Origin of the sequence: Burkholderia sp. PR2, assembly GCF_052372875.1 — a bacterium.
GTDB classification, from domain to species: Bacteria; Pseudomonadota; Gammaproteobacteria; order Burkholderiales; family Burkholderiaceae; genus Burkholderia; species Burkholderia diffusa.
The window spans coordinates 2,283,498-2,306,535 of sequence record NZ_JBQRWH010000004.1 but is presented as its reverse complement, the minus strand read 5'-3'; the positions used below and the strand labels follow the sequence as shown (position 1 = coordinate 2,306,535).

Annotated in this window: 17 protein-coding genes, 1 tRNA gene and 5 pseudogenes; 9 read left to right on the top strand and 14 right to left on the bottom strand. The window is 68.9% G+C overall.

Annotated elements, in window-relative coordinates; all coding sequences use genetic code 11:
* Window positions 1–123: 123 nt before the first annotated feature.
* Both ACT2FV_RS27830 and ACT2FV_RS27825 read right to left on the bottom strand, forming a co-directional pair.
* Window positions 124–371: pseudogene (locus ACT2FV_RS27830) on the bottom strand (transposase); the annotation flags it as partial.
* Between the two features lie 211 nt (window positions 372–582).
* Window positions 583–673, bottom strand: a tRNA-Ser gene (locus ACT2FV_RS27825).
* A 222-nt stretch (window positions 674–895) separates the two neighbouring features.
* On the opposite strand from ACT2FV_RS27825, the gene ACT2FV_RS27820 reads away from it, so the two are divergent.
* The gene (locus tag ACT2FV_RS27820; protein ID WP_444505192.1) at window positions 896–1,516 is read left to right on the top strand and encodes an HAD family hydrolase; all 621 of its coding nucleotides are present in this window, start codon (window positions 896–898) and stop codon (window positions 1,514–1,516) included.
* Between the two features lie 46 nt (window positions 1,517–1,562).
* Here the strand turns inward: ACT2FV_RS27820 and ACT2FV_RS27815 are convergent, their stop codons facing one another.
* Window positions 1,563–2,675, bottom strand: coding sequence for a fatty acid desaturase (locus ACT2FV_RS27815; RefSeq protein ID WP_444505191.1), 1,113 nt, complete (start codon window positions 2,673–2,675; stop codon window positions 1,563–1,565).
* A 227-nt stretch (window positions 2,676–2,902) separates the two neighbouring features.
* Between ACT2FV_RS27815 and ACT2FV_RS27810 the strand changes: the two genes are divergently transcribed.
* Window positions 2,903–3,940, top strand: a complete 1,038-nt coding sequence (locus ACT2FV_RS27810; protein WP_059599044.1) for an AraC family transcriptional regulator — start codon at window positions 2,903–2,905, stop codon at window positions 3,938–3,940.
* Window positions 3,941–4,001: 61 nt separating this feature from the next.
* On the opposite strand, the gene ACT2FV_RS27805 is transcribed toward ACT2FV_RS27810, so the two are convergent.
* The 5 genes and pseudogenes from ACT2FV_RS27805 to cysD form a co-directional block, all read right to left on the bottom strand.
* Window positions 4,002–5,051: a lactonase family protein gene (locus ACT2FV_RS27805; protein ID WP_226115578.1), complete on the bottom strand. Its 1,050-nt coding sequence runs from the start codon at window positions 5,049–5,051 to the stop codon at window positions 4,002–4,004.
* Window positions 5,038–6,399: an MFS transporter gene (locus tag ACT2FV_RS27800; protein WP_444505190.1), complete on the bottom strand. Its 1,362-nt coding sequence runs from the start codon at window positions 6,397–6,399 to the stop codon at window positions 5,038–5,040. Before ACT2FV_RS27800 ends, ACT2FV_RS27805 begins: the two co-directional genes overlap by 14 nt.
* A 278-nt stretch (window positions 6,400–6,677) precedes the next feature.
* Window positions 6,678–7,773 (bottom strand): annotated as a pseudogene (locus ACT2FV_RS27795) (helix-turn-helix transcriptional regulator).
* A gap of 123 nt (window positions 7,774–7,896) precedes the next feature.
* Window positions 7,897–9,795 (bottom strand): sulfate adenylyltransferase subunit CysN, encoded by a 1,899-nt coding sequence (gene cysN, locus ACT2FV_RS27790; RefSeq protein WP_444505189.1) that lies wholly within the window; start codon window positions 9,793–9,795, stop codon window positions 7,897–7,899.
* A pseudogene (gene cysD / locus ACT2FV_RS27785) lies at window positions 9,795–10,715 on the bottom strand (sulfate adenylyltransferase subunit CysD); the annotation flags it as partial. The gene cysN and the pseudogene cysD, both read right to left, overlap by 1 nt.
* Before the next feature lie 276 nt (window positions 10,716–10,991).
* Between cysD and ACT2FV_RS27780 the strand changes: the two are divergent.
* From ACT2FV_RS27780 to ACT2FV_RS27765, 4 genes and pseudogenes are all read left to right on the top strand, one after another.
* A complete protein-coding gene (locus tag ACT2FV_RS27780) occupies window positions 10,992–12,101 on the top strand; it encodes a DUF1214 domain-containing protein (protein WP_124629718.1) in 1,110 nt (369 codons plus the stop codon).
* Window positions 12,098–13,291, top strand: a complete 1,194-nt coding sequence (locus ACT2FV_RS27775) for a sulfotransferase family protein (RefSeq protein ID WP_444505188.1) — start codon at window positions 12,098–12,100, stop codon at window positions 13,289–13,291. The genes ACT2FV_RS27780 and ACT2FV_RS27775 overlap by 4 nt, the downstream gene beginning before the upstream one ends.
* A gap of 40 nt (window positions 13,292–13,331) precedes the next feature.
* A pseudogene (locus ACT2FV_RS27770) lies at window positions 13,332–14,121 on the top strand (SDR family oxidoreductase).
* Window positions 14,122–14,138: 17 nt separating this feature from the next.
* Window positions 14,139–15,125, top strand: coding sequence for an acetyltransferase (locus ACT2FV_RS27765; protein ID WP_124629732.1), 987 nt, complete (start codon window positions 14,139–14,141; stop codon window positions 15,123–15,125).
* A gap of 59 nt (window positions 15,126–15,184) precedes the next feature.
* Here ACT2FV_RS27765 and ACT2FV_RS27760 read toward each other — a convergent pair whose 3' ends face one another.
* Window positions 15,185–15,637 (bottom strand): nuclear transport factor 2 family protein, encoded by a 453-nt coding sequence (locus ACT2FV_RS27760; protein WP_124629721.1) that lies wholly within the window; start codon window positions 15,635–15,637, stop codon window positions 15,185–15,187.
* A gap of 13 nt (window positions 15,638–15,650) precedes the next feature.
* Window positions 15,651–16,130 carry an SRPBCC domain-containing protein gene (locus ACT2FV_RS27755; protein ID WP_444505187.1) on the bottom strand — a complete coding sequence of 160 codons (480 nt, stop codon included), beginning with the start codon at window positions 16,128–16,130 and terminating at the stop codon, window positions 15,651–15,653.
* A gap of 370 nt (window positions 16,131–16,500) precedes the next feature.
* Between ACT2FV_RS27755 and ACT2FV_RS27750 the strand changes: the two genes are divergently transcribed.
* Window positions 16,501–17,979 (top strand): cryptochrome/photolyase family protein, encoded by a 1,479-nt coding sequence (locus tag ACT2FV_RS27750; protein WP_444505186.1) that lies wholly within the window; start codon window positions 16,501–16,503, stop codon window positions 17,977–17,979.
* A 50-nt stretch (window positions 17,980–18,029) separates the two neighbouring features.
* Here ACT2FV_RS27750 and ACT2FV_RS27745 read toward each other — a convergent pair whose 3' ends face one another.
* The 3 genes from ACT2FV_RS27745 to ACT2FV_RS27735 all read right to left on the bottom strand — a co-directional run bounded on the left by ACT2FV_RS27745 (window position 18,030) and on the right by ACT2FV_RS27735 (window position 20,612).
* Window positions 18,030–18,152, bottom strand: a complete 123-nt coding sequence (locus tag ACT2FV_RS27745) for a hypothetical protein (protein WP_264160566.1) — start codon at window positions 18,150–18,152, stop codon at window positions 18,030–18,032.
* Window positions 18,143–19,375 (bottom strand): MFS transporter, encoded by a 1,233-nt coding sequence (locus tag ACT2FV_RS27740; RefSeq protein ID WP_444505185.1) that lies wholly within the window; start codon window positions 19,373–19,375, stop codon window positions 18,143–18,145. The genes ACT2FV_RS27745 and ACT2FV_RS27740 overlap by 10 nt, the downstream gene beginning before the upstream one ends.
* A gap of 295 nt (window positions 19,376–19,670) precedes the next feature.
* Entirely contained in the window at window positions 19,671–20,612 is a 942-nt protein-coding gene (locus tag ACT2FV_RS27735) for a LysR substrate-binding domain-containing protein (RefSeq protein WP_151052386.1), read from the bottom strand.
* Between the two features lie 119 nt (window positions 20,613–20,731).
* Here ACT2FV_RS27735 and ACT2FV_RS27730 point away from each other — a divergent pair, with 119 nt between their 5' ends.
* Both ACT2FV_RS27730 and ACT2FV_RS27725 read left to right on the top strand, forming a co-directional pair.
* Entirely contained in the window at window positions 20,732–21,775 is a 1,044-nt protein-coding gene (locus ACT2FV_RS27730) for an alpha/beta hydrolase family protein (RefSeq protein WP_444505184.1), read from the top strand.
* A 185-nt stretch (window positions 21,776–21,960) separates the two neighbouring features.
* Window positions 21,961–22,659: a 4'-phosphopantetheinyl transferase family protein gene (locus ACT2FV_RS27725; protein ID WP_444505456.1), complete on the top strand. Its 699-nt coding sequence runs from the start codon at window positions 21,961–21,963 to the stop codon at window positions 22,657–22,659.
* A gap of 21 nt (window positions 22,660–22,680) precedes the next feature.
* Here the strand turns inward: ACT2FV_RS27725 and ACT2FV_RS27720 are convergent.
* A pseudogene (locus ACT2FV_RS27720) lies at window positions 22,681–22,913 on the bottom strand (hypothetical protein); the annotation flags it as partial.
* Between the last annotated feature and the right edge of the window lie 125 nt (window positions 22,914–23,038).

Below are 23,038 nucleotides of genomic sequence, written 5' to 3'. Positions count from 1 at the left end.
CAGTTTGCCAGCCGCTTCGTCGCTCGGTGTCGAGCGACGCTGCTGGCGCTCGGCCGTGGCGGCCTGGAGACCGGCTTGATCGCGGCAGTCAGCGGCTTGCGGTCCTTTCAGCTCGCCAGATCAGCTCGCCAGATTCAGCGAATTGCGGATCAGATGCGCGATGCAGGTCTGGATTTGGGCGGCCGGATAGCCGCCTCGATCGCTTCGGGGAAGCCGCGCAAACTGTCGGCCACCGCGATCAGGATGTCGTGCAAGCCTCGGTTCTTCAGTTCGTTGAAGACCTTCATCCAGAACTTTGCGCCCTCGGTTTGCTCGATCCACAGACTCAGCACTTCCTTGCGACCGTTGGCACGAATGCCCAGCGCCAGATAAGCATTCGACCAGGACGCCCGAGCGCGGATAGCTATTCGGTGGACATGCGTCAGGCGTGCCCGTCCCTGGTGTTTTGCGCTTCGTCGTTTCCCACGTCTGTCGGCCGCGGTGCCGAGGTGAAGTCCGGTGGCGGCGTTTGATAGTTGGTTTGATAGCCACAAAACAAAAAGCCCCGCAAATCATTGATTTTGCGGGGCTTTTTAAATCATTTGGCGGAGAGAGGGGGATTCGAACCCCCGATAGGCGATTAACCTATACACGCTTTCCAGGCGTGCGACTTAAACCACTCATCCATCTCTCCGGAAGACCGAGAGTATAGCAAACTCTGGCGGATGGTCGCCACCCCCTTGGGCGATCCGCCGAAATCGGCGGGAAAGCCGCCTTCCGCGGGTCGCGCGGCGGCCTGCTTCGTATCGAATCCGGCCGCGCAGAAGGGCCATGCCCCCAGTTACGCCCGGGCCCGGCCGCATGGCCGCGCGAGTCTGCTATCTTCCCGGGCATCTCATCGCTTTCCTGCCTCTCCATGACCGACCGCATCGTCGCCGCATTCGATTTCGACGGCACCATCACGACCACCGACAGCTTCCGTCATTTCGTCCGCTACGCGGTCGGCACGCCGCGATTCGCATGGGCCGGGCTGCGCGCGCTGCCGTGGATCATCGCGATGAAGGCGGGACTGTTGTCGCGCGGCGACGCGAAGGCGAAGTTCGCGTGGTTTGCGCTCGGGCCGATCCGCGAGGACGCGCTCGACGTATTGGCGCGCAGCTTCGTCGACGGCTACCTGCCGAACCTCGTGCGTCCGGACATGCTGGAGCGGGTGCGCGAGCATCAGGCGCGCGGGCATGAAGTCGTGCTGGTGAGCGCATCGCCGTCGCTGTATCTGGAGAAGTGGGCGAAGACGGCCGGCATCGACACGGTGCTCGCGACGCGCCTCGCGTTCGAGCGCGGCACGTTCACCGGACGGTTGAACGGAGAGAACTGCTGGGGCCCGCAGAAGGTCGTGCGCTTGCGCGGCTGGTGGGGCAATCGGCTGCCCGCGAAACTGTTCGCCTACGGCGACAGCCGCGGCGACAAGGAAATGGCCGAACTCGCGAACTGGGCGTGGATCCGCGGGCGGGGGCCGATGCCGCCGATCGGCGACTGACGGACTAACGCGACACCGGCGCGGCGAGCAACCCCGCGCGCTGCCGTCAAGCGTCGGCCCGCCGCGTGCCGCGCACACCGCGAACCGGACGATACGCACCCCAGCGATTCGAACGCTTGAACGTGCCGACGTCGTTGAACCGCACGCCGACTTCACGCAGTGCCTTGTGCGCGGTGCGTGCGGTCAGCTGCCGGATGTAGAACGGATCGCGCACCACGAAATGATGGATCGCATGCGTGCTGCCGAAGTTGAAGCAGAACAGCTGGAACGGCAGCATCCACCACGGGTTGAGCACCTGGGTCTGCTGGATCACGTTGCGCGAATCGATGTCGCCGAAGTAATGCATGTTCGAGCTGACGAAGTTGATGCAGAAGCTGCGCACGAAGTTCGGCCCGAGCCACACGACCGCGAGGAAATCGACGACGTGCATCACGCGCTCGACGACGGTCGGCACGGTCACCGCATAGCCGAACGCATGCAGCGCGAACAGGCCGGCGTGATAGACGATGAACGCGTGCCACAGCGCGTAGTACGCATGACCGATCGGCATGTAGGACGACACCTGCTCGATGCGCAATTGCGCGCGTTCGGCCGCATCCTGCACCGGTTGCGCGGCCACGTACTGCCTGACCTTGCGGCGCATCGCCTCCGGCCGCAGCACGACGGCGAGCATCCCGTCCGCGATCATCAGCAGCCGCTTCACGCCCCAGTGTTCGCCGTTGGTGATGCCGAATTCCTCGAGATCCGATTCGCCGCCCGACACCTTGTGGTGATGCAGGTGCATGCGCCGGCGCGTCCACGGGTTGATCGTGCCCGGCCGCGTGAGCCAGCACAGCGCCATCATCAGGTGATAGGCCCACGGTGTCTTCTTGAAGTACATCAGGTGGATCAGGTCGTGCTCGAGTTCGTGGATCAGCGACGTGACGAACGCGGCGAGCGGCAGCGCGACGTACCACGCGATCGCGCCGCGCGCATACAGCCAGGCGATCGCGAGCATCGCGCTCACCGACACGGCCATCACGGTCGCGCCGATGAGGTTCTGGTTGTCGAGCAGCGGAAAGCGCGCGCGGATCGCGTCGCTCGCGGCGTTGACCTCGCGGCGGACGTACGCGACCTTGTCGGCGTCGTGACGAAAGACGGTTCGTGCAGATTGGCTCATCGACCGGAATCCGAGCAGAGAGAGTGGGGCGCAATGCCGATGTGACAAGCATAGGTGCGCCTCGTGGCGCACGCGAGGGCCGCCGGTGCCAATGATGGTGTCATTTCGGGCCACGTTGACCCGCGCGCCGGCCTGCGGTGCAGCGTCATGCGGCTAGAGTGCCGACGCGGTGTCATTGCGGGCCAGCGACGCTACAATCCGCCGAAAACCGCTCCGGAGTCCGCCGTATGGCCCTGTCCGTCCCGGATGCCGCGCGCCAGCTGAACAAGGCGACGGTATCGTCCGCGTATGCGCTGTTCATGCTGATGCTCGCCGAGGAGCGCGGCATCGATGGCGGCCGAATTCTCGCCGGGTCGGGTGTCGAGCGCGACCGGCTCGCCCAGCCCGACGCGCGCATCACGCCGCTGCAGCAGGCGGCGATCGTGTTCAACCTGCTCGAGGCGACGGACGATCCGTCGATCGCGATCGAGATCGGCCTGCGCAGCAGTCTCACGAAATCCGGCCTGATCGGCTTCGGGCTGATGAGCTGCGCGACGCTCGGCGAGGCAATCGCGCTCGGTATCCGCTACCTGCCGACGCGCGTGCCGTTCTTTTCGGTGCGGCTCGCGCAGCTCGACGGGATTGTCGACATCGACGTGCTCGAGGCATTTCCGCTTGGCCGGCTGCGCCAGTTCGCGGTGGAGAACTTCCTGGTCGAGACGGCGATCCTGTTCAACTCGCTGCTCGATCCCGCGCCCGGTCGCACGCTGCGGTCGCGCGCGGAGCTGCATTTCGAATGGCCCGAACCGCCGTGGTTCGAGCGCTATCGCGAGCGGCTGCCGCGCTGTCATTTCGACGCGAGCGCGAACCGCATCCGCTGCGATGCGGCGCTGCTCGACGAGCCGATCGGCACCGCGAACGCGCAGACCGCGCAGATGATCGTCCAGCAATGCGAGGCCGAGCTCGCGCGGCTCGGCTATGCGGAAAGCATCGTCGAGCGCGTGCGCAACCTGCTGATCTGCGGCGACGCAGGTTATCCGTCGGTGGACGAAGTCGCGCGCGAGCTGCACGTGTCGGCGCGCACGCTGAAACGCAAGCTCGCGGAATTCGGCGCGACCTACTCCGCGCTACTCGACGAGATCCGGCTGCGCGATGCGCTCAGGTTGCTCGAGGGCACACGCCTGCCGGTCGACGAGATCGCGGCGCGGGTTGGCTATACCGACCGCGCCAATTTCACGCGTGCATTCAAGCGCTGGACCGGCGTCGCGCCGAGCGAGCGGCGCTGACGGCGCGCCGGGCGGCGCGGCCGGTGTCGGTGGGTGCGCCCTGCATCGATCAATCGGCCCGTCAGACGATCGCAACCCAGTTCGCCCCGCGACCGCCCGGCACGCGTGCGTGCAACGACAGCGTGCCGTCGCTTGGCTCGACCGCATAGACCGACACGTATTCCGATTGCTCGCCGCATGCGACGAGCCAGCGTCCCGACGGATCGATCGCGAAGCCGCGCGGCTGCGTTTCGGTGGCCGTCGCATGAGCGGGTTCGAAGGTGCCGTCCGCATGCTGGCGATAGCAAAGCAATTGGCTCGACGTGCGTTCGCTGACATACACGAAGCGCTCGTCGGGCGTCAGGTGGAGATCGGCGGCCCACACGGCGGGTTCGGTCGGCGCGGGTGGGCGCGCATGGCCTTGCGCGAGGTCGATGACGGCCGGGTGACGCGCGCTGACTTGTGCGTTGCCGAGGCGGCCGCTGTCGACGTCGCGCGAGAAGGTCGCGAGCGTGGCCTGGAATTCGCTGACCGCGACGAGCGTGTGGCCGTCGCGCGCGAAGCGCAGGTGACGCGGCCCGAAGCCGCCCGGCACGCGCGTTTCGCCATGCTCGACCGCGCGCAGGCCGCCTGCATCCTCGACCAGCGCGAACGTGAAGATGCGGTCCGAGCCGAGCGAGCTCACGTACGCGAATCGATTGTCCGGCGACACGACGACGGCATGCGCGTTCGCGATGCCGTGCGCGACCTGCAGCGGCGCGCCGTCGCCGTCGCGCACGCGCGCGGCGTCGTAGAGGCTCAGCGAGTTGCCGCCGTACGACGCGCCGAGCAGCCAGCGGCCGCTGCGATCGAGCGACAGGTACGCGTGGCTCGCGTCGATCGCGGTTGCGCCGATGCGGGCGAGCGCGCCGGTGCCGGCTGCGATGCGGAATGCGACGATCGTCGGCTCTGCGCCGCGCGTCGCGACGTACAGCCGCCCGCGATCGGGCTGCACGGCGACCGGCATCGCGACGTCGCCGGCCGGGTAGCGGGCGAGCGGGGCGAGCGCGCCGTCGGAGGTGAGCGAGAACGTGGCGAGGTCGCCGTCGACGGCATTCGAGACGACGACGGTCAGGCGGTCAGTGTTCGGCATGGCGGAGCAGTGCAGTGTTCGTGAAGGACTCGTCGGCCGGCAGGCCCTTCGGCGGATCGCTGCGCCGGTGCGTGCGGGCGAACAGCGCGGCGACCGCGGCGACGAGGGATGCGATCGCGAGCGCATACAGGCCGCCCGTGATCGAACCCGTATGTTGCTTCAGATAGCCGAAGGCCGTCGGTGCCACGAAGCCTCCGAGGTTGCCGATCGAGTTGATCAGCGCGATCACGGCCGCGGCCACGCGCGTGTCGAGGTAGCCCTGCGGGATCGGCCAGAACAGCGACGACGCGGCCTTGAAGCCGAGTGCGGCGAAGCAGATCGACGCGAACGACCAGACGGGATCGTGCGACGTCGACGCGAACAGCCCGCACGCGGCGAGCACGAGCGCGAACGACAGCCAGCGCTGCGGATGTTTCCACTTCGCGGACAGCACCGCAAAGGCGTACATCGCGCCGATCGCGATCATCCACGGAATCGTGTTGTAGAGGCCGACCTGGAAGTCGGTGAGGCCGCCCATCTTGCGGATGATGGTCGGCAGCCAGAAGGTGGCCGCGTAGATCGTGAGCTGGATCGCGAAATACAGGAAGCAGAACAGCATGATCTGCGGGTCGCGCAGCAGCGTGGCGGCCGATACGTGCACCTTCGAGCGCACGTCGCGGGTCGCGCGTTCTTCATCGAGCGTGTTCTGGAGCGCCGCGCGTTCGTCGGCGGTGAGCCACGTCGCGTCGCGGATATGCGACTTCAGAAGCAGCCAGCTCGCGCCGCACAGCGCGACCGAGAACATCCCTTCGATCAGGAACATCCACTGCCAGCCTTGCAGGCCGAAGCCGTGGATCGACAGCAGCGCGCCGGTCACGGGCCCGGACAGCACCGACGCGAACGCGGAGCCGCCGAGGAAGATCGCCATCGCCTTGCCGCGCTCCTGCGGCGGCAGCCATTGCGACAGGTACAGCACGACGCCGGGGAAGAAGCCGGCCTCGGCTGCGCCGAGCAGGAAGCGCAGCACGTAGAACGACGTGTCGTTCCAGACGAACGCCATCGCGGCGGCGACGATGCCCCACGTCGCCATGATTCGCGCGAGCCAGATGCGTGCGCCGTAGCGCTGCATCAGCAGGTTGGAAGGCACTTCGAACAGCGCGTAGCCGACGAAGAACAGGCCGGCACCGAGTCCGTACGCCGCAGCGCCGATACCGATCGACGCTTCGAGGTGGCGATCGACGAAGCCGACGTTGACGCGGTCGATGTAGTTCGCGATGAACATGATCAGCACGAGCGGCAGCACGTGCCATTTCACTTTCGAGACGGCGGACGCGAGCGGGTCGCGGCCGGGCAGGGCAGGCGTGGTCAATGGAGTCTCCGGTCGGGCGGCGGACGGGGCGGCGGCCCGCGTCGGCGTCGGGTGGTGAGCTAAGTAGTATGTTGTCGTACGACATGGTACGCTTCAGATTCCGGCGTGACGTCGCGGGTTTACCCGAAATTCGGCCAAATAATGAGACATCGCAGCGGGAGATAATTGGGCGCCATCATGTCTGATGACGTATGACGTGATTCGACCTGACGGCAACCGTATCCTTGGCGGCCCGCTCTGCGCTGCGATGGGCGTCGCCCCCGGGTGGGCGCCGCCCGCTACGCCATCGACACGACGCTGTTCAGCAGCATCTTCACGAGAACGGCCTGGCGCGTTGCGCCCGTCTTCGCGAAGATGCCGCGCAGGTGTGCGCGGGCGGTGTTCTTCGTGATGCCGGTGGCGGCGGCCGCTTCGTCGAGCGTCAGGCCGTCGACGAGCAGCAGTGCGATCTCGGTTTCCATCGGCGTGAGGCGAAACAGCCGGTGCAGCATGTCGCGCGAGGTCTGCGGTGACGACGCCGGATCGCGGACGAACACCGCGACGGCCGGCCGGTGCTGGCGGTCCTCCGCGCCGTGATAGGGCGCGAGCGGGCGCAGCAGCACGTTCAACGGCATCGCGCCGCCGGGGCGCGACAGCGTGGTGGCCTCGATGCGCCCCAGCGCGCCCGCGCGGAAATGCTCGAGCGTGGCCTGCAACGCCTTCTGCAGCCGGCGCTCGTCGAGCGGGCACGACGCATGGAGCCGCTCCTGACGCAGGCACAGGCCGTCCTGCTGCGCGAGCAGCCGTTCGGCGATGCGGTTGTGCTTGATCACGCGGCCATCCTCGTCGAGGATCGCGGTACCGACGTCGAGCCGGTCGACGGTGCCCGCGTACAGCGCGCGCTCGGCGTCGAGCACGTCGAGCGCCGCTCACGAAGAACGCGCACTCGACGCCGCGCTCGCCGCGCAGGTTCGCGCCGAGGATGAAGCGCAGGTCGAGCGGCTGCAGGTACTGCCGGTAGAAATCGTGCGCGCACCAGCGGGCGGCGCCGAACAGTCCGTCTGCCGTGAACACCTGGCCGGGTGGCTGGTCGAGAAACGGGCACAGCGCATAGAACTGCTCGCTGTACGACGGCTCGCCGGGCAGCAGCGGGCCGTGGGCCGACGCGTTGATGATGAGCCCGCGCCGCGAGCCGCCGGGGTTGCGCAGCACGAGCGTCGTGAAGCGCGCGTCGAGCCGCACGCGGATCGCTTCGAGAAAGCGCGCCCACGGCGTCGTTTCGGACAGGCCCTGATAGACGAGCCCGAGCCACGCGCTGAGTTCGCGGGCCGTCCACGCGGCGTCGTCGAAACCGTCGTGCGCGGCCGTGTCGTCGGGCGCCAGCGCGATCCGCATGCTCGTGTTCTCCTGGGGCGGGGTGAATGCTTCCGAACGAGCATACCGGCCGGCCGGCGGCCCGCGTCATCCGAACGGAGTAGACGACGCGGGCAGTGGTCCGTGCGACGCGGCCGGCGAGGGTCAGGCGACGCGCTCGCGCAGCAGGTACGCGACGATGCGATCGGCCGCCGCTTCCGGCGACTCGGCCACCGTGTCGATGCGCAGTTCCGGCTGCGCGGGCGGCTCGTACGGCGAGTCGATGCCCGTGAAGTGCTTCAGTTCGCCCTTGCGCGCCTTCTTGTACAGCCCCTTCGGATCGCGTTCCTCGGCCACCGCGAGCGGCGTGTCGACGAACACTTCGACGAACTCGTCGGGGCCGGCCAGCGCACGCGCCATGTCGCGTTCCGCGCGGAACGGCGAGATGAACGATACGAGCGTGATGAGCCCGGCATCGAGCATCAGTCGCGCGACTTCGGCCACGCGCCGGATGTTCTCCACGCGATCGGCCTCGGTGAAGCCGAGATCGCGGTTGAGCCCGTGCCGCACGTTGTCGCCGTCGAGCAGGTACGTATGCTTGCCGAGCGCATGCAGCCGCTGCTCGACGAGGTTCGCGATCGTCGACTTGCCCGCGCCGGACAACCCGGTCAGCCACACGATGCGCGGCGTCTGCGCCTTCTGCGCCGCGCGCGCGTCACGGTCGACGTCGACGGCCTGCCAGTGCACGTTGTGCGCGCGGCGCAACGCGAAGTGCAGCATCCCGGCGCCGACCGTGTCGTTGGTGAAGCGGTCGATCACGATGAAGCCGCCGGTATGACGATTCTGGTCGTACGGATCGAACGCGACGGGCCGGTCGAAGCTCAGGTTGCACACGCCGATCTCGTTCAGCGCGAGCGTGCGCGCGGCGAGATGCTCGCGCGTGTTCACGTCGATCTTGTACTTCGGCGTCGCGCAGGTCGCGCCGACCGTCTGCGTGCCCAGCTTCACGAGATACGGCCGGCCCGGCAGCAGCGGTTCGTCGTGCATCCACACGAGCGTCGCCTCGAACTGATCGGCCACCTCCGGCGGCGCGTCGGCGTGCGCGATCATGTCGCCGCGGCTGATGTCGATTTCGTCGGCGAGCGTGAGCGTCACCGCTTCGCCGGCGCGCGCGACGTGGGCTTCGCCTGCCGGCGTGATCACTGACGCGATGCGGCTTTCCTTGCCCGACGGCAGCACGCGCACGCGTTCGCCGACGCGCACTTCGCCGGACGCGATGCTGCCGGCATAGCCGCGGAAGTTCAGATGCGGGCGGTTGACCCATTGCACGGGCAGGCGGAACGGTTCGTCGCGCGTCACGCGCTCGACGAGCGGCAGCGTGTCGAGATGCTGCATCAGCGGCGGGCCCGCGTACCACGGCATGCGCGGGCTCGACGCGATCACGTTGTCGCCGCGCAGTGCGGACATCGGAATGCTGACGATCTCCTGGAGGCCGAGCTCGGCCGCGAACGCGCGATAGTCGGCGTCGATGCGCTCGAACACCGCTCGGTCGTAGTCGACCAGATCCATCTTGTTGATCGCGAGCACGACGCGCCTGATGCCGATCAGCGCGACGAGATGGCTGTGGCGGCGTGTCTGCGTGAGCACGCCCTTGCGCGCGTCGATCAGGATCACCGCGAGATCGGCAGTCGATGCGCCGGTGATCATGTTGCGCGTGAACTGCTCGTGGCCGGGCGTATCGGCGACGATGAACTTGCGTCGCGCGGTCGCGAAGAAGCGGTACGCGACGTCGATCGTGATCCCCTGTTCGCGTTCGGCCGACAGGCCGTCGACGAGCAGCGCGAAATCGAGGTCGCCGCCTTGCGTGCCGACCTTCTTCGAATCGGCTTCGAGCTGGGTCAGCTGATCGTCGAACAGCATGTTCGATTCGTAGAGCATGCGGCCGATCAGCGTGCTTTTGCCGTCGTCGACGCTGCCGCACGTGATGAAGCGCAGCAGGTCCTTCGTCTGCCCATCGTCGGCGTGCATACCGGGTGCCTTGGGTGCGGTGAGAACGGGTGCCATCAGAAATATCCCTCCTGTTTCTTCTTTTCCATCGAGCCGGCCGAATCGCTGTCGATCAGCCGTCCCTGGCGCTCGGACGTGCGCGTGTCGCGCATCTCCTGCAGGATGTCGTCGAGCGAGCTCGCGTCGCTGTCGATCGCACCCGTCAGCGGATAGCAGCCGAGCGTGCGAAAGCGCACCTTGCGCATCTGCGGCACTTCGCCGTCGCGCAGCGGCAGCCGTTCGTCGTCGACCATGATCAGCGCGCCGTCGCGCTCGACCACGGGCCGCTCCTTCGCGTAGTAGAGCGGAACGATCGGAATGTCGTGCAGCCGGATGTATTGCCAGATGTCGAGCTCGGTCCAGTTGGAGATCGGAAATACGCGCAGGCTTTCACCCTTGCGCTTGCGCGCGTTGTACAGCGACCAGAGTTCGGGCCGCTGGCGCTTCGGATCCCAGCGGTGCTGCGTCGAACGCAGCGACACGATGCGCTCCTTCGCGCGCGATTTCTCCTCGTCGCGGCGCGCGCCGCCGAACGCGGCGTCGAAGCCGTAGTGGTCGAGCGCCTGCTTGAGCCCTTGCGTCTTCCACACGTCGGTGTGAACGGCCGAGCCGTGCGTGAACGGATTGATGTCGTTCGCCACGCCGTCGGGGTTCACGTGGACGCGCAGGTCGAGGCCGAGGCGCTCGGCCGTCTCGTCGCGAAACGCGATCATCTCGCGGAACTTCCACGTCGTATCGACGTGCAGCAGCGGAAAGGGCGGCTTCGCTGGGTAGAACGCCTTCATGGCGAGATGCAGCATGACCGAGCTGTCCTTGCCGATCGAATAGAGCATCACCGGGTTTTCGCTTTCCGCGACCACCTCGCGCATGATGTGGATGCTCTCGGCCTCCAGTCGCTCCAAGTGGGTCAACATCGTTCGTCTCCTTGTTGCATGCCGGCGCCGCGCGACATGTGCGGCGTTTCGTGCATGACGCCAACGGTATCGAGCGAGGGCGGTGCCGTTCTTCGTCCGGGTGGACTAGGGCCTGTTCCGGCCAGCGACGAGCTTGCGCCAGCCCCACGAATTTTCTTGTTCGGGGGAACGTGCGTGATTGGCCGGAACAGGACAGAACCGACACGGCGGCGCAGCGGATCTTTCCTTAGTCCACCCGGACGAAGTGGCGCGTGGAGCGCTCGCTTAAGGTGAGCGCTCGACCACTGGCGGAGACGACACATGACGGACGACACACGTGCCACGCAATTGCTTTCGGGCCAGACCTGGGCCGATTTCTGCGACACCCTGAAGCGCAGCGGACAGCAGATCCTGCGCGCCGACGCGCCCGACGATCCGCTCACGCGCGCGGAAGGGTTCCGCTACCTGAGCCGGCTGATGCGCATCGCGCTCGAAATGCACGTCGAGTTCGCGGACGGCGCGTGGCCCGGCTTCTTCTCGCCGTCGCACGAGACCGCGAAGATCGGCGCCGACAATCCCGACAACCTGTACCAGTACGCGCGCCTCGACGGCCGCTGCGAATATCGCGTGACGGGGCGGCGCGGCACGGTCGCGTACCTGAGCTTCGGCACGCAGAAGGGCGGCTACGAAACGGACGGCAAGATGCTGCAGACGGGGTTTCTCGATGCGAAGCAACTCGAGGTCGCGCCGGACGGCAGCTTCGAGATCGTGCTGAGCGCGACGCCGCGCGCGGGCAACTGGGTACGCATGGAGCCGGGCACGAACGCGCTGCTGGTGCGCCAGACCTTCCTCGACCGGCGCGCGGAGACGCCCGCGCAACTGAAGATCGAGCGCATCGGCGCGCACGACCGCCCGGCGCCGCTCGACCCGCTCGTGCTGCAGGGCGGCCTCATGCGCGCCGCGCAGTTCGTCGAGCGGACGTCGAAGCTGTTCGCCGACTGGGCCGGGAGCTACGGGGCGCACGTCAACGCGCTGCCGCCCGCGGACCAGGCGCTGTGCCAGTCGGTCGGCGGCGATCCGAACATCTACTACTACCACTCGTGCTGGTCGCTGGCCGATGACGAGGCGCTCGTGATCGACGTCGACACGGTGCCCGACTGCGATTTCTGGAACGTGCAGCTCAACAACCACTGGATGGAGTCGCTCGACTACCGGCACTTCGACATCTGCGTGAACAAGCACAGCGCGCGCCTGAATGCCGACGGCGGCGTGACGGTGGTGGTCGCCGCGTCGCGGCCGGGCGACGCGAACTGGCTCGATACGGCCGGGCATCGCAGCGGCACGATCTGCTGGCGCTGGGTCGGCGCCGCGCGGCCGGTGCATCCGCGCACGCGCGTCGTCAAGCTCGCCGCGCTGAAGGAGGCCGCATGAACGCGCCGCTCGACCGGATCCGCACGCTGCTCGATGCCGACGGGTTGATCGCCGAAGCCGTGTCGCGCACGGGCGGCCTTGCCGCGTTCGGCGACGGCCCGTATCGCGAGGCGCTCGACGTGATGTGCGCATCGCTGATCGATGAAGCGAAGCTGTCCGCGCGCGGCGCGGAGATGATGCGCGAGAAGCTCGTCGGCCAGCTCGTGAATCGGCTCGTCGTGGAGGATTACTGCCGGCGTTATCCGGAGATCGTCGACATCGAGATCGACGATCCGCTCGTGATCGTCGGGCTGCCGCGCACCGGCACGACGCTGCTGCAGCGGCTGCTCGCGGTCGATCCGCGCTTTCATTCGGCCGCGTGGTGGGAAACGCGCTATCCGGCGCCGCTTTCCGGCGAGACGCTCGACGCACCGACCGTGCGCATCGCACGCGCGCAGGCCGAGGTCGCGACCATGATCGACTGCATTCCGCAGATCCTCGCGATTCATCCGCTCGACGCGATGCTCGTCGACGAGGAGTTCATGCTGATGGAGCACTCGTTCGTGTGCGCGATGGATTCGTACGCGAACGTGCCGGGCTATACGGCGTGGCGCGAGCAGCAGGACCTGACACCCGTTTATACGTACCTGAAGCGCATGCTGCAGTTCCTGCAGTGGCAGAAGATGCAGCGCGGCGTCGCGCCGGCCGAGCGCTGGCTGCTGAAGACGCCGCAGCACCTGCATGCGCTCGACGTGCTGTGCCGCGTGTTTCCGCACGCGCAGGTGGTGCTCACGCACCGCGATCCGGCGCAGACGATTCCGTCGATGGCGAGCATGGCGCACACGCTGTGGCAGATGTACGCGGACGACCCGGATCCGCGCACGGTCGGCGCGCAGTGGCACGCGGGAATGGCCCGCGCGATCCGCGCGGCGATGACGGCGCGCGACGCGTTGCAGGCCGAGCGGTTTCTCGACGTGCGTTTCGAGGACACCGTGTCGAATCCGCTCGGCGTTGCAGAAGCCGTGTACCGCTTCGCCGGCATGCCGCTCGATGCACGGCAGCGCGCGGCGATGACGGACTGGATGACGCGCAACGGCCGCGACAAGCGCGCCGCGCACGATTACTCGATCGCGCGCTTCGGCTTCACCGATGCGCAACTGGCGCACGACTTCGCCGCGTATCGCGCGCGGCACCTGCGGGCGGCCGGCTGACGGCGCGCCCGCGAAACCAACGATAACCAGGAGACAACCCATGTTGCTGAAGGACAAGATCGTCGTGATTTCCGGAATCGGGCCGGGGCTCGGTGTGAAGCTCGCCGTCGAGGCGGCACGCGAGGGCGCGCGCGGCGTGGTCGTCGCGGCACGCACGATGGAAAAACTCGACGACGCGCAGGCGCGGATCAGCGCACTCGGCGTCGCATGCGACGTGCTGAAGGTGCAAACCGACATCGCCGAGCGCGCGCAGTGCCGGCAACTCGCGATTCAGGCGGTCGAGCGCTTCGGCCGGATCGACGCGCTCGTGAACAGCGCGTTCGTGCACGGCACGTTTCCGGAGGCGGTCGAGGAAGCCGATCTCGACGGCTGGCGCGCGGTGTTCGACACCAACGTGTTCGGCACGATGACGCTCACGCAGGAAATCGTCCCGCACATGAAGCGGCAGAAGCGCGGCGCGATCGTGATGATCAACACGCAGGCCACCCGCAAGCCGTTTGCAGGGGAATCGGGCTACGCTGTATCGAAGGGCGCGCTCGCGGTTGCGGCAAAATACCTCGCACGCGAGCTCGGCGTGCACGGGATCCGCGCGAACAGCATCCACATGGGCTGGATGTGGGGCGTGCCGACGCAGACGTATTTCCGGCAGGCGGCAGCCGAGTATGGAATGACGGAGGAGGAGATCATCGCGCCGATCGCGTCGAACATCGCGCTCGCGAAGCTGCCGACCGACGACGACTGCGCGCGCGGCGCTGTTCCTCGCGTCGGATTATGCGAACGCGGTGACCGGCGCGACGCTGGACGCGAACGGCGGCGACTTCATGCCCTGAGGACGGAGCGACGGATGATGCAGGAACGGCAACCCCACCGGGGACGACATTTCTTCGCGTTCAACGGTGACGCGGACGGCCTGTGCGCGCTGCAGCAACTGCGGCTCGCGGAGGGCGAACGCGGCACGCTCGTGACCGGCGTGAAGCGCGACATCAGGCTGCTCGAGCGAATCGACGCGCGGGCCGGCGACCGCGTGACCGTGCTCGACGTGTCGCACGACCAGAACCGCGACGCCTGCGCGCGGCTGCTGTGCGCAGGCGCGGCGATCCGCTACTTCGACCATCACTTCGCGGGCGAGCTGCCGGGCGATCCGCGTTTCGACGCGTATATCGACACGGCCGCCGACGTCTGCACGAGCGCGCTCGTGAACCGCCATCTCGGCGGCCGCCATGTGCGCTGGGCGATCGTCGCGGCGTTCGGCGACGAACTGCCGGCACTCGGCGACGCGCTCGCGCGCGAATACGGGCTCGACGAGGCTGAACGAGGCACGCTCGCCGAGCTCGGGCTCTACCTGAACTACAACGCCTACGGCGACTGCGTCGACGATCTGCATTTCGATCCGGCGGTGCTCGCCGATGCGATGCTGCCGTGCGCGGATCCGCTCGACTTCGTGCGCGACACGCCGGTGTTCGCCGCGCTGCGCGACGGCTATCGCGACGACATGGCGCGGGCATGCGCGCTCGCGCCGCTGCGCGACGTGCCGGGCGCGACGCTGATCAGGATGCCGGATCATCCGTGGGCGCGGCGCGCGACGGGGATGCTCGCGAACGAGCGGATGCGCAATGCGCCGCATGCGGCGCTCGCGGTGCTGTCGCCGCGTGCGCAGGGCGGGCTCGTCGTCAGCGTGCGCGTGCCCGACGGCCGGCCGCTCGGCGCCGACGAATTCTGCCGCGGTTTCCCGACCGGCGGCGGGCGCAAGCGCGCGGGCGGCATCAACCATCTGCCGGAAACCGAGTTCGACGCGTTCGCCGAACGTTTTGAGGCGGCCTTCCGTCTCGACTGAAACCGGGCGCCCGCGACGCGCGCGCCGTGCAACGTTGTCACGGCGCGCGCCGTGCCGCATCAGCCGGTCGCGTGCGCGAGCACGGCCGGCACGTTGTGGCCGTAGCAGCGCTCCTCGACGCGCTCCGCGATGCGCCAACCCTGCGCGGTGCGCACGAACCGGTCGACGTACCACAGCCCGAGGAACATCACCTGCGTGCCGCCGTCCGGCAGCGCGACTTCCATCGGATTGAAGCAGATCGTGCGGCCGCGCGCGGTGTCGCCGTCGAGCGTGATCGACAGGTTGCCGACCATGTGCTGGTATTGCGGGAACCGCGGCAGCACGGTGCGCAGCCACGCCTTGACGTCCGGATAGATGCCGGCGATGCCGCCCATCGCGCGATAGTCGATCGTCGCGTCGCGCGTGAACACCGCATCGAGCGCGTCGAAGTCGCGTGCATCGATCGCGCTCGAGTACGCGACGATCAGCTCGCGGATGTCGTGATGATCGGAGAGAGTCTGCAGATCGGGCATCGGGCGTTCTCCGTCACGTGCTTTCACGCCGGCGGGACGCGTGCAGCGCTTCCGAGCGCCGCTTCACGTCGCGCGCGCACTGGTCGAACCCCTGTTTCACCCAGCCGCCGTGCTCGCGCATGATCGTTTCCGCGTTGATGCCGAGAAACTGGTCGGTCGTGAAGTAACGGCATCGTTCGGCGCCGTCGGCTTCGACGTACTGGTCGCGGCGCGCGGCGTCCTTGTTGTCGTCGATCGGGCGCTGCTCCCACGACAGCAGACGCTCGGGCTCGCACGCGACGAGGATTTCGTTGACGGGAATGACCGTCTCCGTGCCCGGAATGCGCACCTGCATGTACACGAAGTCGCCGATCCGGCCGGTCGTTTCGAGGCCGACGCAGAACGTGTTCCATTCGCCGTAGCGCGGGAAGTCGGTCAGCACTTCCCAGACGACGGAAGCGGGGGCGTCGATCGCGACGGTGATCGAGGTGACGAGATTGGCTGGTTTGGTCATGGCGCGTATCGGGTGAGATTGACGATGAGGGCGAGACCGCGGGCGCGCCCGGGCGGGTGCGCGCCGCGACGGCCGGAACGGTCCGCGCGCGCGGCGGCGGACCTGACGGATGCGTCGCGCGATGCGCGTGGCCGACCGGCGGCCGGTGCGTGCCGCGCATCGCGTTGAACCCGACATCGAGCGTAGGCCGGTGCGTCCGGTGAAGAATCGTCGGAATGGACTAAGGCGTTTCACCGGGCTCGCGATCCGGCTGGGCGTCGTCGTCGGGCCGCGACGCGTTGGCGGGCGCCGCACGTGTGCCGGACATCGACATCGCGCGTCCGTGCCGCGACAATACCGGTCACTTTTCCGTTTCCCGATCGAGGTGCCCGTGCCAGCGAAGTCGTCCGTTGCTCCTGCCGTCGTGTGGTTCCGCGACGATCTGCGCGTGACCGACCAGCCCGCGCTGACGCGCGCGGTCGCGTCGGGCCGGCCGCTCGTGTGCGTGTACGTCGACGACACGGGCGAAGGCGCAGGGCGCGCGCTCGGCGGCGCGGCGCGCTGGTGGCTGCACGGGGCGCTCGCCGGACTCGACGCGGCGCTCGTGCGTCATGGCGGCCGCCTGCTGCTGCTGCGCGGCGATGCGCCGCGCGAGATCGAACGCGTCGTGCACGACACGGGTGCTGCGGCCGTGTACTGGAACCGCCGCTATGCGCTGCCGCAGCGCGATGCCGATGCGGCGTTGAAGGCGTCGCTGAAGGCGCGCGGCATCGAGGTCGAGAGCAGCAACGGCAGCCTGCTGAACGAACCGTGGGAGGTGCTGACAGGCGCCGGCACGCCATTCCAGGTGTTCACCGCATACTGGCGCGCGGTGCGGCGAGATCGCACGGTGGCGGCGCCGCTGCCGGAACCCGAACGGATCGCGTTTCACCCGTGGCCGGCCGGCGTGCGCGAACGTGCGCTGGCGCTCGACGCGCTCGCATTGCGTCCGAGTGCGCCGGACTGGGCGGGCGGCCTGCGCGACGCGTGGCCGACACCCGACGAGGCCGGCGCGCATGCGCGGCTCGACGCGTTTTCAGTCGAGTCGCTGGCCGGCTATGCCGATACGCGCGACCGGCCCGACCGGTCGGCGACGAGCCGGCTGTCGCCGTTCCTGCGCTTCGGCAACGTGTCGCCGCGCCAGGTGTGGCATGCGGTGCAGGGTGCCGCACAGGCGGGCGGCACGGCCTGCTCGGCCGGCGCCGAGAAATTCCTGAGCGAGCTCGGCTGGCGCGAATTCAGCCACGTGCTGCTGTATCACTTCCCGGCGCTCGCGACCGACAACTTCCGCGCGCAGTTCGACGCGATGCCGTGGCGCGACGATCCCGCCGCGCTGCGCGCCTGGCAGCGCGGGCTGACCGGCTATCCGCTCGTCGATGCGGGGATGCGCGAGCTGTGGGCGACCGGCTGGATGCACAACCGTGTGCGAATGGTCGTCGCGTCGTTTCTCGTCAAGCATCTGCTGATCGACTGGCGGGCCGGCGAGCGCTGGTTTTACGACACGCTCGTCGACGCGGACGTCGCGAACAATCCGGCGAACTGGCAATGGGTCGCTGGCTGCGGCGCCGACGCCGCGCCGTATTTCCGCATCTTCAATCCGGTGACGCAGGGCCGGAAGTTCGATCCGCAGGGCGCATACGTGCGCCGCTGGGTGCCGGAACTCGCGGGCCTCGACGCGGCGACGATCCATGCGCCGTGGGAGGCGTCGCCGGTGGAACTCGCGGCGGCCGGCGTGCGGCTCGGCAACGACTATCCGGCGCCGATCGTCGATCACGACGGCGCGCGGCGGCGTGCGCTCGATGCGCTGGCCACGTTGCCGAAGCGTCACTAGGCGTCGCGGGGCGCAGCCGACCCTCCGTGCGCGCGGTGCGGCTTGCCATGTCAGTTGCAGAATGCTGCGTGCTCGAGCAGCGCAAGCGCGACGCCCGAATTGAAGTACGCCGCGCCGCACCACGCGACGAACGCGAGCACGCCGACGGCCAGCGCCGCGCGCATCATGCCCACGCGGCCTTGCCCGGCACCGGGCGCGCGATGCGCGCGTCGTCGATCGGCAGGTGCAGCAGCGCGGCCAGCACGCCGAGCGCGATCGAGCCGATCCACAGCGGCAGATACGAATGCGTCGCGTCGTATACGAGCGCGCCGAGCCATACACCGAAGAAGCTGCCGAGCTGGTGCCCGAAGAAGACGAAGCCGAACAGCGTCGCGATGTAGCGCACGCCGAACACCTGCGAGATCACGCCGTTGGTCAGCGGCACGGTGCCGAGCCACGTGAAGCCCATCACGGCCGCGAACACGTAGACGCTCGCGGGCGACAACGGCGCCGCGACGAACGCGGCCATCGCCAGCGCGCGGACGAGATACAGCACGGACAGCACATACTTGCGCCGCAGCAGGCCGCCGAGATGGCCGCATGCGTAGGTGCCGGCCACGTTGGTCAACGCGATCAGCGCGAGCGCGGCGCTGGCATGGCGCGCCGGCAGGCCGTGATCGAGGAGGTAAGCGGGCAGGTGGGTCGCGATGAACGCGAGCTGGAACCCGCACGCGAAGAACCCCGCGTTCAGCAGCCAGAAGCCGCGATGCGCGAACGCTTCGCGCACCGCCGCGCCGATCGACTGGTCGGGGCCGTCCGCGCGACGCGCGGCTTGCGCGTGCCGGTCGCGCACCAGCACGGCGAGCGGTGCGAGCAGCCCGGCGACGAGCGCGAGCGCGACGAACGCATGTTGCCAGCCGATGTCGCCGATCAGCACCTGCGCGACCGGCACCATGCAGAACTGGCCGAGCCCGCCGATCGCGCCGGCGACACCGAGCGCCCAGCCGCGCCGGTCCGGCGGAAACAGCCGGCTCAGCGCGCCGTAGATCGACGCGAAGGCCGACCCCGACAGCGCGATGCCGATCACGAGCCCGGTGCCGACCGTGAACACGCCGGCCGACGCGGCAAACGCCATCGTGACGAGCCCGGCCGCATACAGCAGCATGCCGGCGACGATCACGCGCACCGACCCGAAGCGGTCGGCGATCATGCCGGTGAACGGCTGCGCGATGCCCCAGATCAGGTTCTGCAGCGCGAGCGCGAGGCCGAACGCTTCGCGCGACCAGCCGTGGTCGAGCGTGACGGGGGCGAGGAACAGCCCCTGCACGTGGCGGATGCCGAGCGCGGCGCCCATGATCAGGCCGCCCGCGAGCACCGGCAGCCAGCGGCGCCGGGTGTCTTGTTCGATCGGGGTCATGCGGGTCTCCGGATGAATGCGTGCGGCGCGGCGCCGCGTTCGATTCGATTAGACGATCCGGGCGCCGCGCGCTCAAGCGATCATTCGGTCGCGTTCGCATGCGCGTGGGGAATGTGAGGCGGGGTTCGGACGCGATGCCGGGGGCCGGATGCGTGGTGCCGCTGCGACGCATGCAGCCAGCGTGATGCGTGGCCGATGCAGCGTAGTCGGGGCGTCAGTGCATCGCCCGCGGCTGCGCGCATTCCGTGCGCAACGCCGCGCCGGCATCGGCTCGATGAGGCAACTCGCTCGCGGCTTACCGTTGCGCCACGTCGTACGCGCGCATCGCCGCGTCGCATTCGGCCGCTTCCGCGAGAATCCAGTCGCGCACGGCGGCGACTTCGCGGCGCGGTGCGGGATCGTGCCGGAACAGCCAGTAGCCGTACGTATCCGACAACGCCTGCGAGTGCGGGCCAAGCACCGCGAGCCGGCCGTCCGCGAGCATCGGCGCGACGAGCGCGAGCCGCCCGAGCGCGACGCCCTGGCCGGCGATCGCGGCGTGGATCACCTGGTCGTACTGGTTGAAGCGCAGCACGCCCTTCGGGCGCGCGTCGCCGAGTCCGGCCGCGTGCAGGTGCGCACGCCACTGCAGTTGCGTTTGCGGCGGCCCGTCGAATTCGAGCAGCACGTGGTCGGCGATCGCGGCCGCGTCGGTGACGGGCCGCGTGGCCAGCGCCGGGTGCGCGACCGGCACGACGACCTCGTCGAACAGGTGCAGCGCGCCGGCCGGCGCGCGCTCGCGCGGGCAGTAGCGGATGCCGAGGTCGATGCCTTCCGTGCGCAAATCGAGTACCTTGTCGTTCGCGGCCACGCGCAAGTCGACGTCGGGCAGGCGCGCCTGCAGGCGCCCGAGCCGCGGCAGCAGCCACAGCGCGGTGACGCCGATGCTCGCGGTGATCGTGACGGGCTGGCGCTCGCGCGCGGCGGCGAGCGACGCGACGGTGTCCTGCAGGCTGAGCAGCGCCGCGTCGGCGGCGCGAAACAGCCGCTCGCCTTCCGGCGTGAACGCGATCTTGCGATAGCCGCGCTGCAGCAGCGCGACGCCGAGGTGCGCCTCGAGCGCGTGCACCTGGCGGCTGACCGCCGACTGCGTGACGCACAGGTCCTGCGCGGCGAGCGTGATGCTCATGCGGCGGCCGACGGCGACGAAGCCGCGCACGAGGTCGAGCGACGGGAGACGGACGAGCGGCGTTGACATGCGTAGGGCTCATGCGAACGGAGCAGCAAGATTGGTTGAGAACGCCGGGCGCGTCAAGTTCAATGGAGGCTGGCCGATCGGGCGAGCGCGGCGTGATGCGGTGCCGCACAGGAGACAGGATGACGATTTCGAACGAAGCAGCCGGGGCGGATCAGGCGGCCGGGCGCGCGGCGGGCGCGTTGCCGCCGCAGGCCGTGACGCTGACCGCGGCCGACGGTTACGTGCTGCGCGGCTACGTATGGCGGCATCGCGGCGGCGGTGCCGCGCGGCCCGTGACGGTCGTCAATTGCGCGACGTCGGTGCGCTGCGACTATTACTTCCGCTTCGCGGCCTGGCTGTTCGCGCAGGGGCGTGACGTACTCGTCTACGACTATCGCGGGATCGGCGGATCGCGCCCCGCGCGGCTCGCGAAGCTGCGCGCGAACTGGCTCGACTGGGGGCGGCTCGATTGCGAGGCCGCGCTGCAGTACGCGCGCGACGCGTTTCCCGGCCAGCCGCTCGACGTCGTCGCGCACAGCATCGGCGGCTGCGTGCTCGGGCTCGCGGCGTCGAACGCGTACGTGCGTCATGCGGTGACCGTCGGCGCGCAGTATGCGTACTGGCGTGACTATCGGCCGGCAGAGCGGCGGCGCATGTGGTGGAAGTGGCACGTCGCGATGCCGGCGCTCGCGGCCGTGTTCGGCTACGTGCCCGCGAAACGGCTTGGCTGGATGGAGGATACGCCGCGCGGCGTCGCGCTGTCGTGGGTGCGTTCGCAGCCGCGTTTCGAGGATGCCTATACGCACGGCCTGCTCGCCGAAACCGCGGCGAGCCGCGCCGCGCTGCCGGCCCGCTTCGCGCGGCTGCCGGCGCCGATGCTCGCGATCGGCCTCGATGACGACGGGTTCGGCACGGTCGACGCGATCGAGCGACTGGTCGGCTACTACACGGGCAGCGACGTCACGCATCTGCGGATCGCGCCGCGCGACATCGGTGTCGACGCGATCGGCCACTTCGCGTTCTTCCACAGCCGCTTCACCGACACGTTGTGGCCCGTGGCGCTGTACTGGCTGCAACACGGCGTGCTGCCGGCCGACGCACCGGGCCGCGTCCACGCGCGCCATCCGGCGCAGCGTGCGCGGCTGGCGGGAAGCGGCGTGCCGGGCGCCGTCGCGCACGGGTGACCGCGCAGGCGAGGGCGGCCAGGCCGTCGCGTCGATGCGGCGGCCGCGCCTGCCGCCACTGTCGACGATCGCGGCCGTGCCGCGCGATCGATTAACATCGGACGTTTCATTCGACTGGCTGCCCAGTGCCGACGTACATTCCACCCGATTCCGGGATTCCCGCCGACCCGTCCCGCGCGTGGCGCATGCACCTGCTCGACGTGCCGCCAGCCGCGTCGCGGGCCGGCGTGCAGGTCGCGCGCATCGATTTCGACTGGCACGTGCCGCTCGCGTCGCCGGCCTATGCGGCACTGAGCGACGCCGAGCGCGCGCGTGCCGGGCGCTACCTGCGGCACGAGGATGCGGTGCGCAGTGCCGCGACGCGCGCCGCGCTGCGCGACGTGCTCGGCGCGGCGCTCGACGTGGCGGCAAAGGACATCGTGATCGTCGTCGACGCATCGGGACGACCGTCGCTCGACCCCGCGCATCGCGCATCGCTCGATTTCAACGTGTCGCATGCGGGCGATCACGCGCTGATCGCATGGACAGGGACGGGACGTGTCGGCGTCGATATCGAAAGCTGCAACCGTTCGACCGACTGGCGTGCGCTGACGCGCGAAGTGTGCGCGACCGCCGAGGCCGCGTATCTCGACGGCCTGCCGATGGCCGCGCGTGCCGACGCGTTCATGCGCGTGTGGTCCGCGAAGGAGGCGTTGCTGAAGGCGCTCGGCACCGGCATCGTCGGCGGGCTGCGCGCGTTCGCGGTCGTGCCGCCGCGCGATGCGGCGACGCCCGCGACGACGATCGTCGAGCCGGCCGCGCCCGCCGCCGGCGTGGCCGCGTTCGATGCGGGCTGGCTCGACGCGGCGCCCGGCTACGCGGCGTGCGTCGCGTGGACGCGTTGAACCCGTTTCGGCACGCGACGCTCACCCGAGCGGCACGTCGTTCGGCGTCGCGTAGCGCGCCCTGATCACGTCGCTCATCGGGCCGTCGAACGCGCGCGCTTTCGGCGGCACCGGCTTCATGAACCACGTGTCATCTTCTTCTCCTCGTTCATCGTTCGCAGCACGCGTTCGGACGTCGTGCCCTGGTTCGTCACGACCGTCTTGCCGGCGAGATCGGGGAAGCCGCCGGTGCCCGGGCTCGTGCGCGTGAGCAGGCTGCGGCCGAGGAGGGCGGTCAACCGGGGCGGGATGGTCATGGCAAGTCTGCGTGGACGGATCGCGAGGAAGCGTCAATCCGTACGTTGCCAACGAAAAATAAACTGCAACGGATGTTAATTGC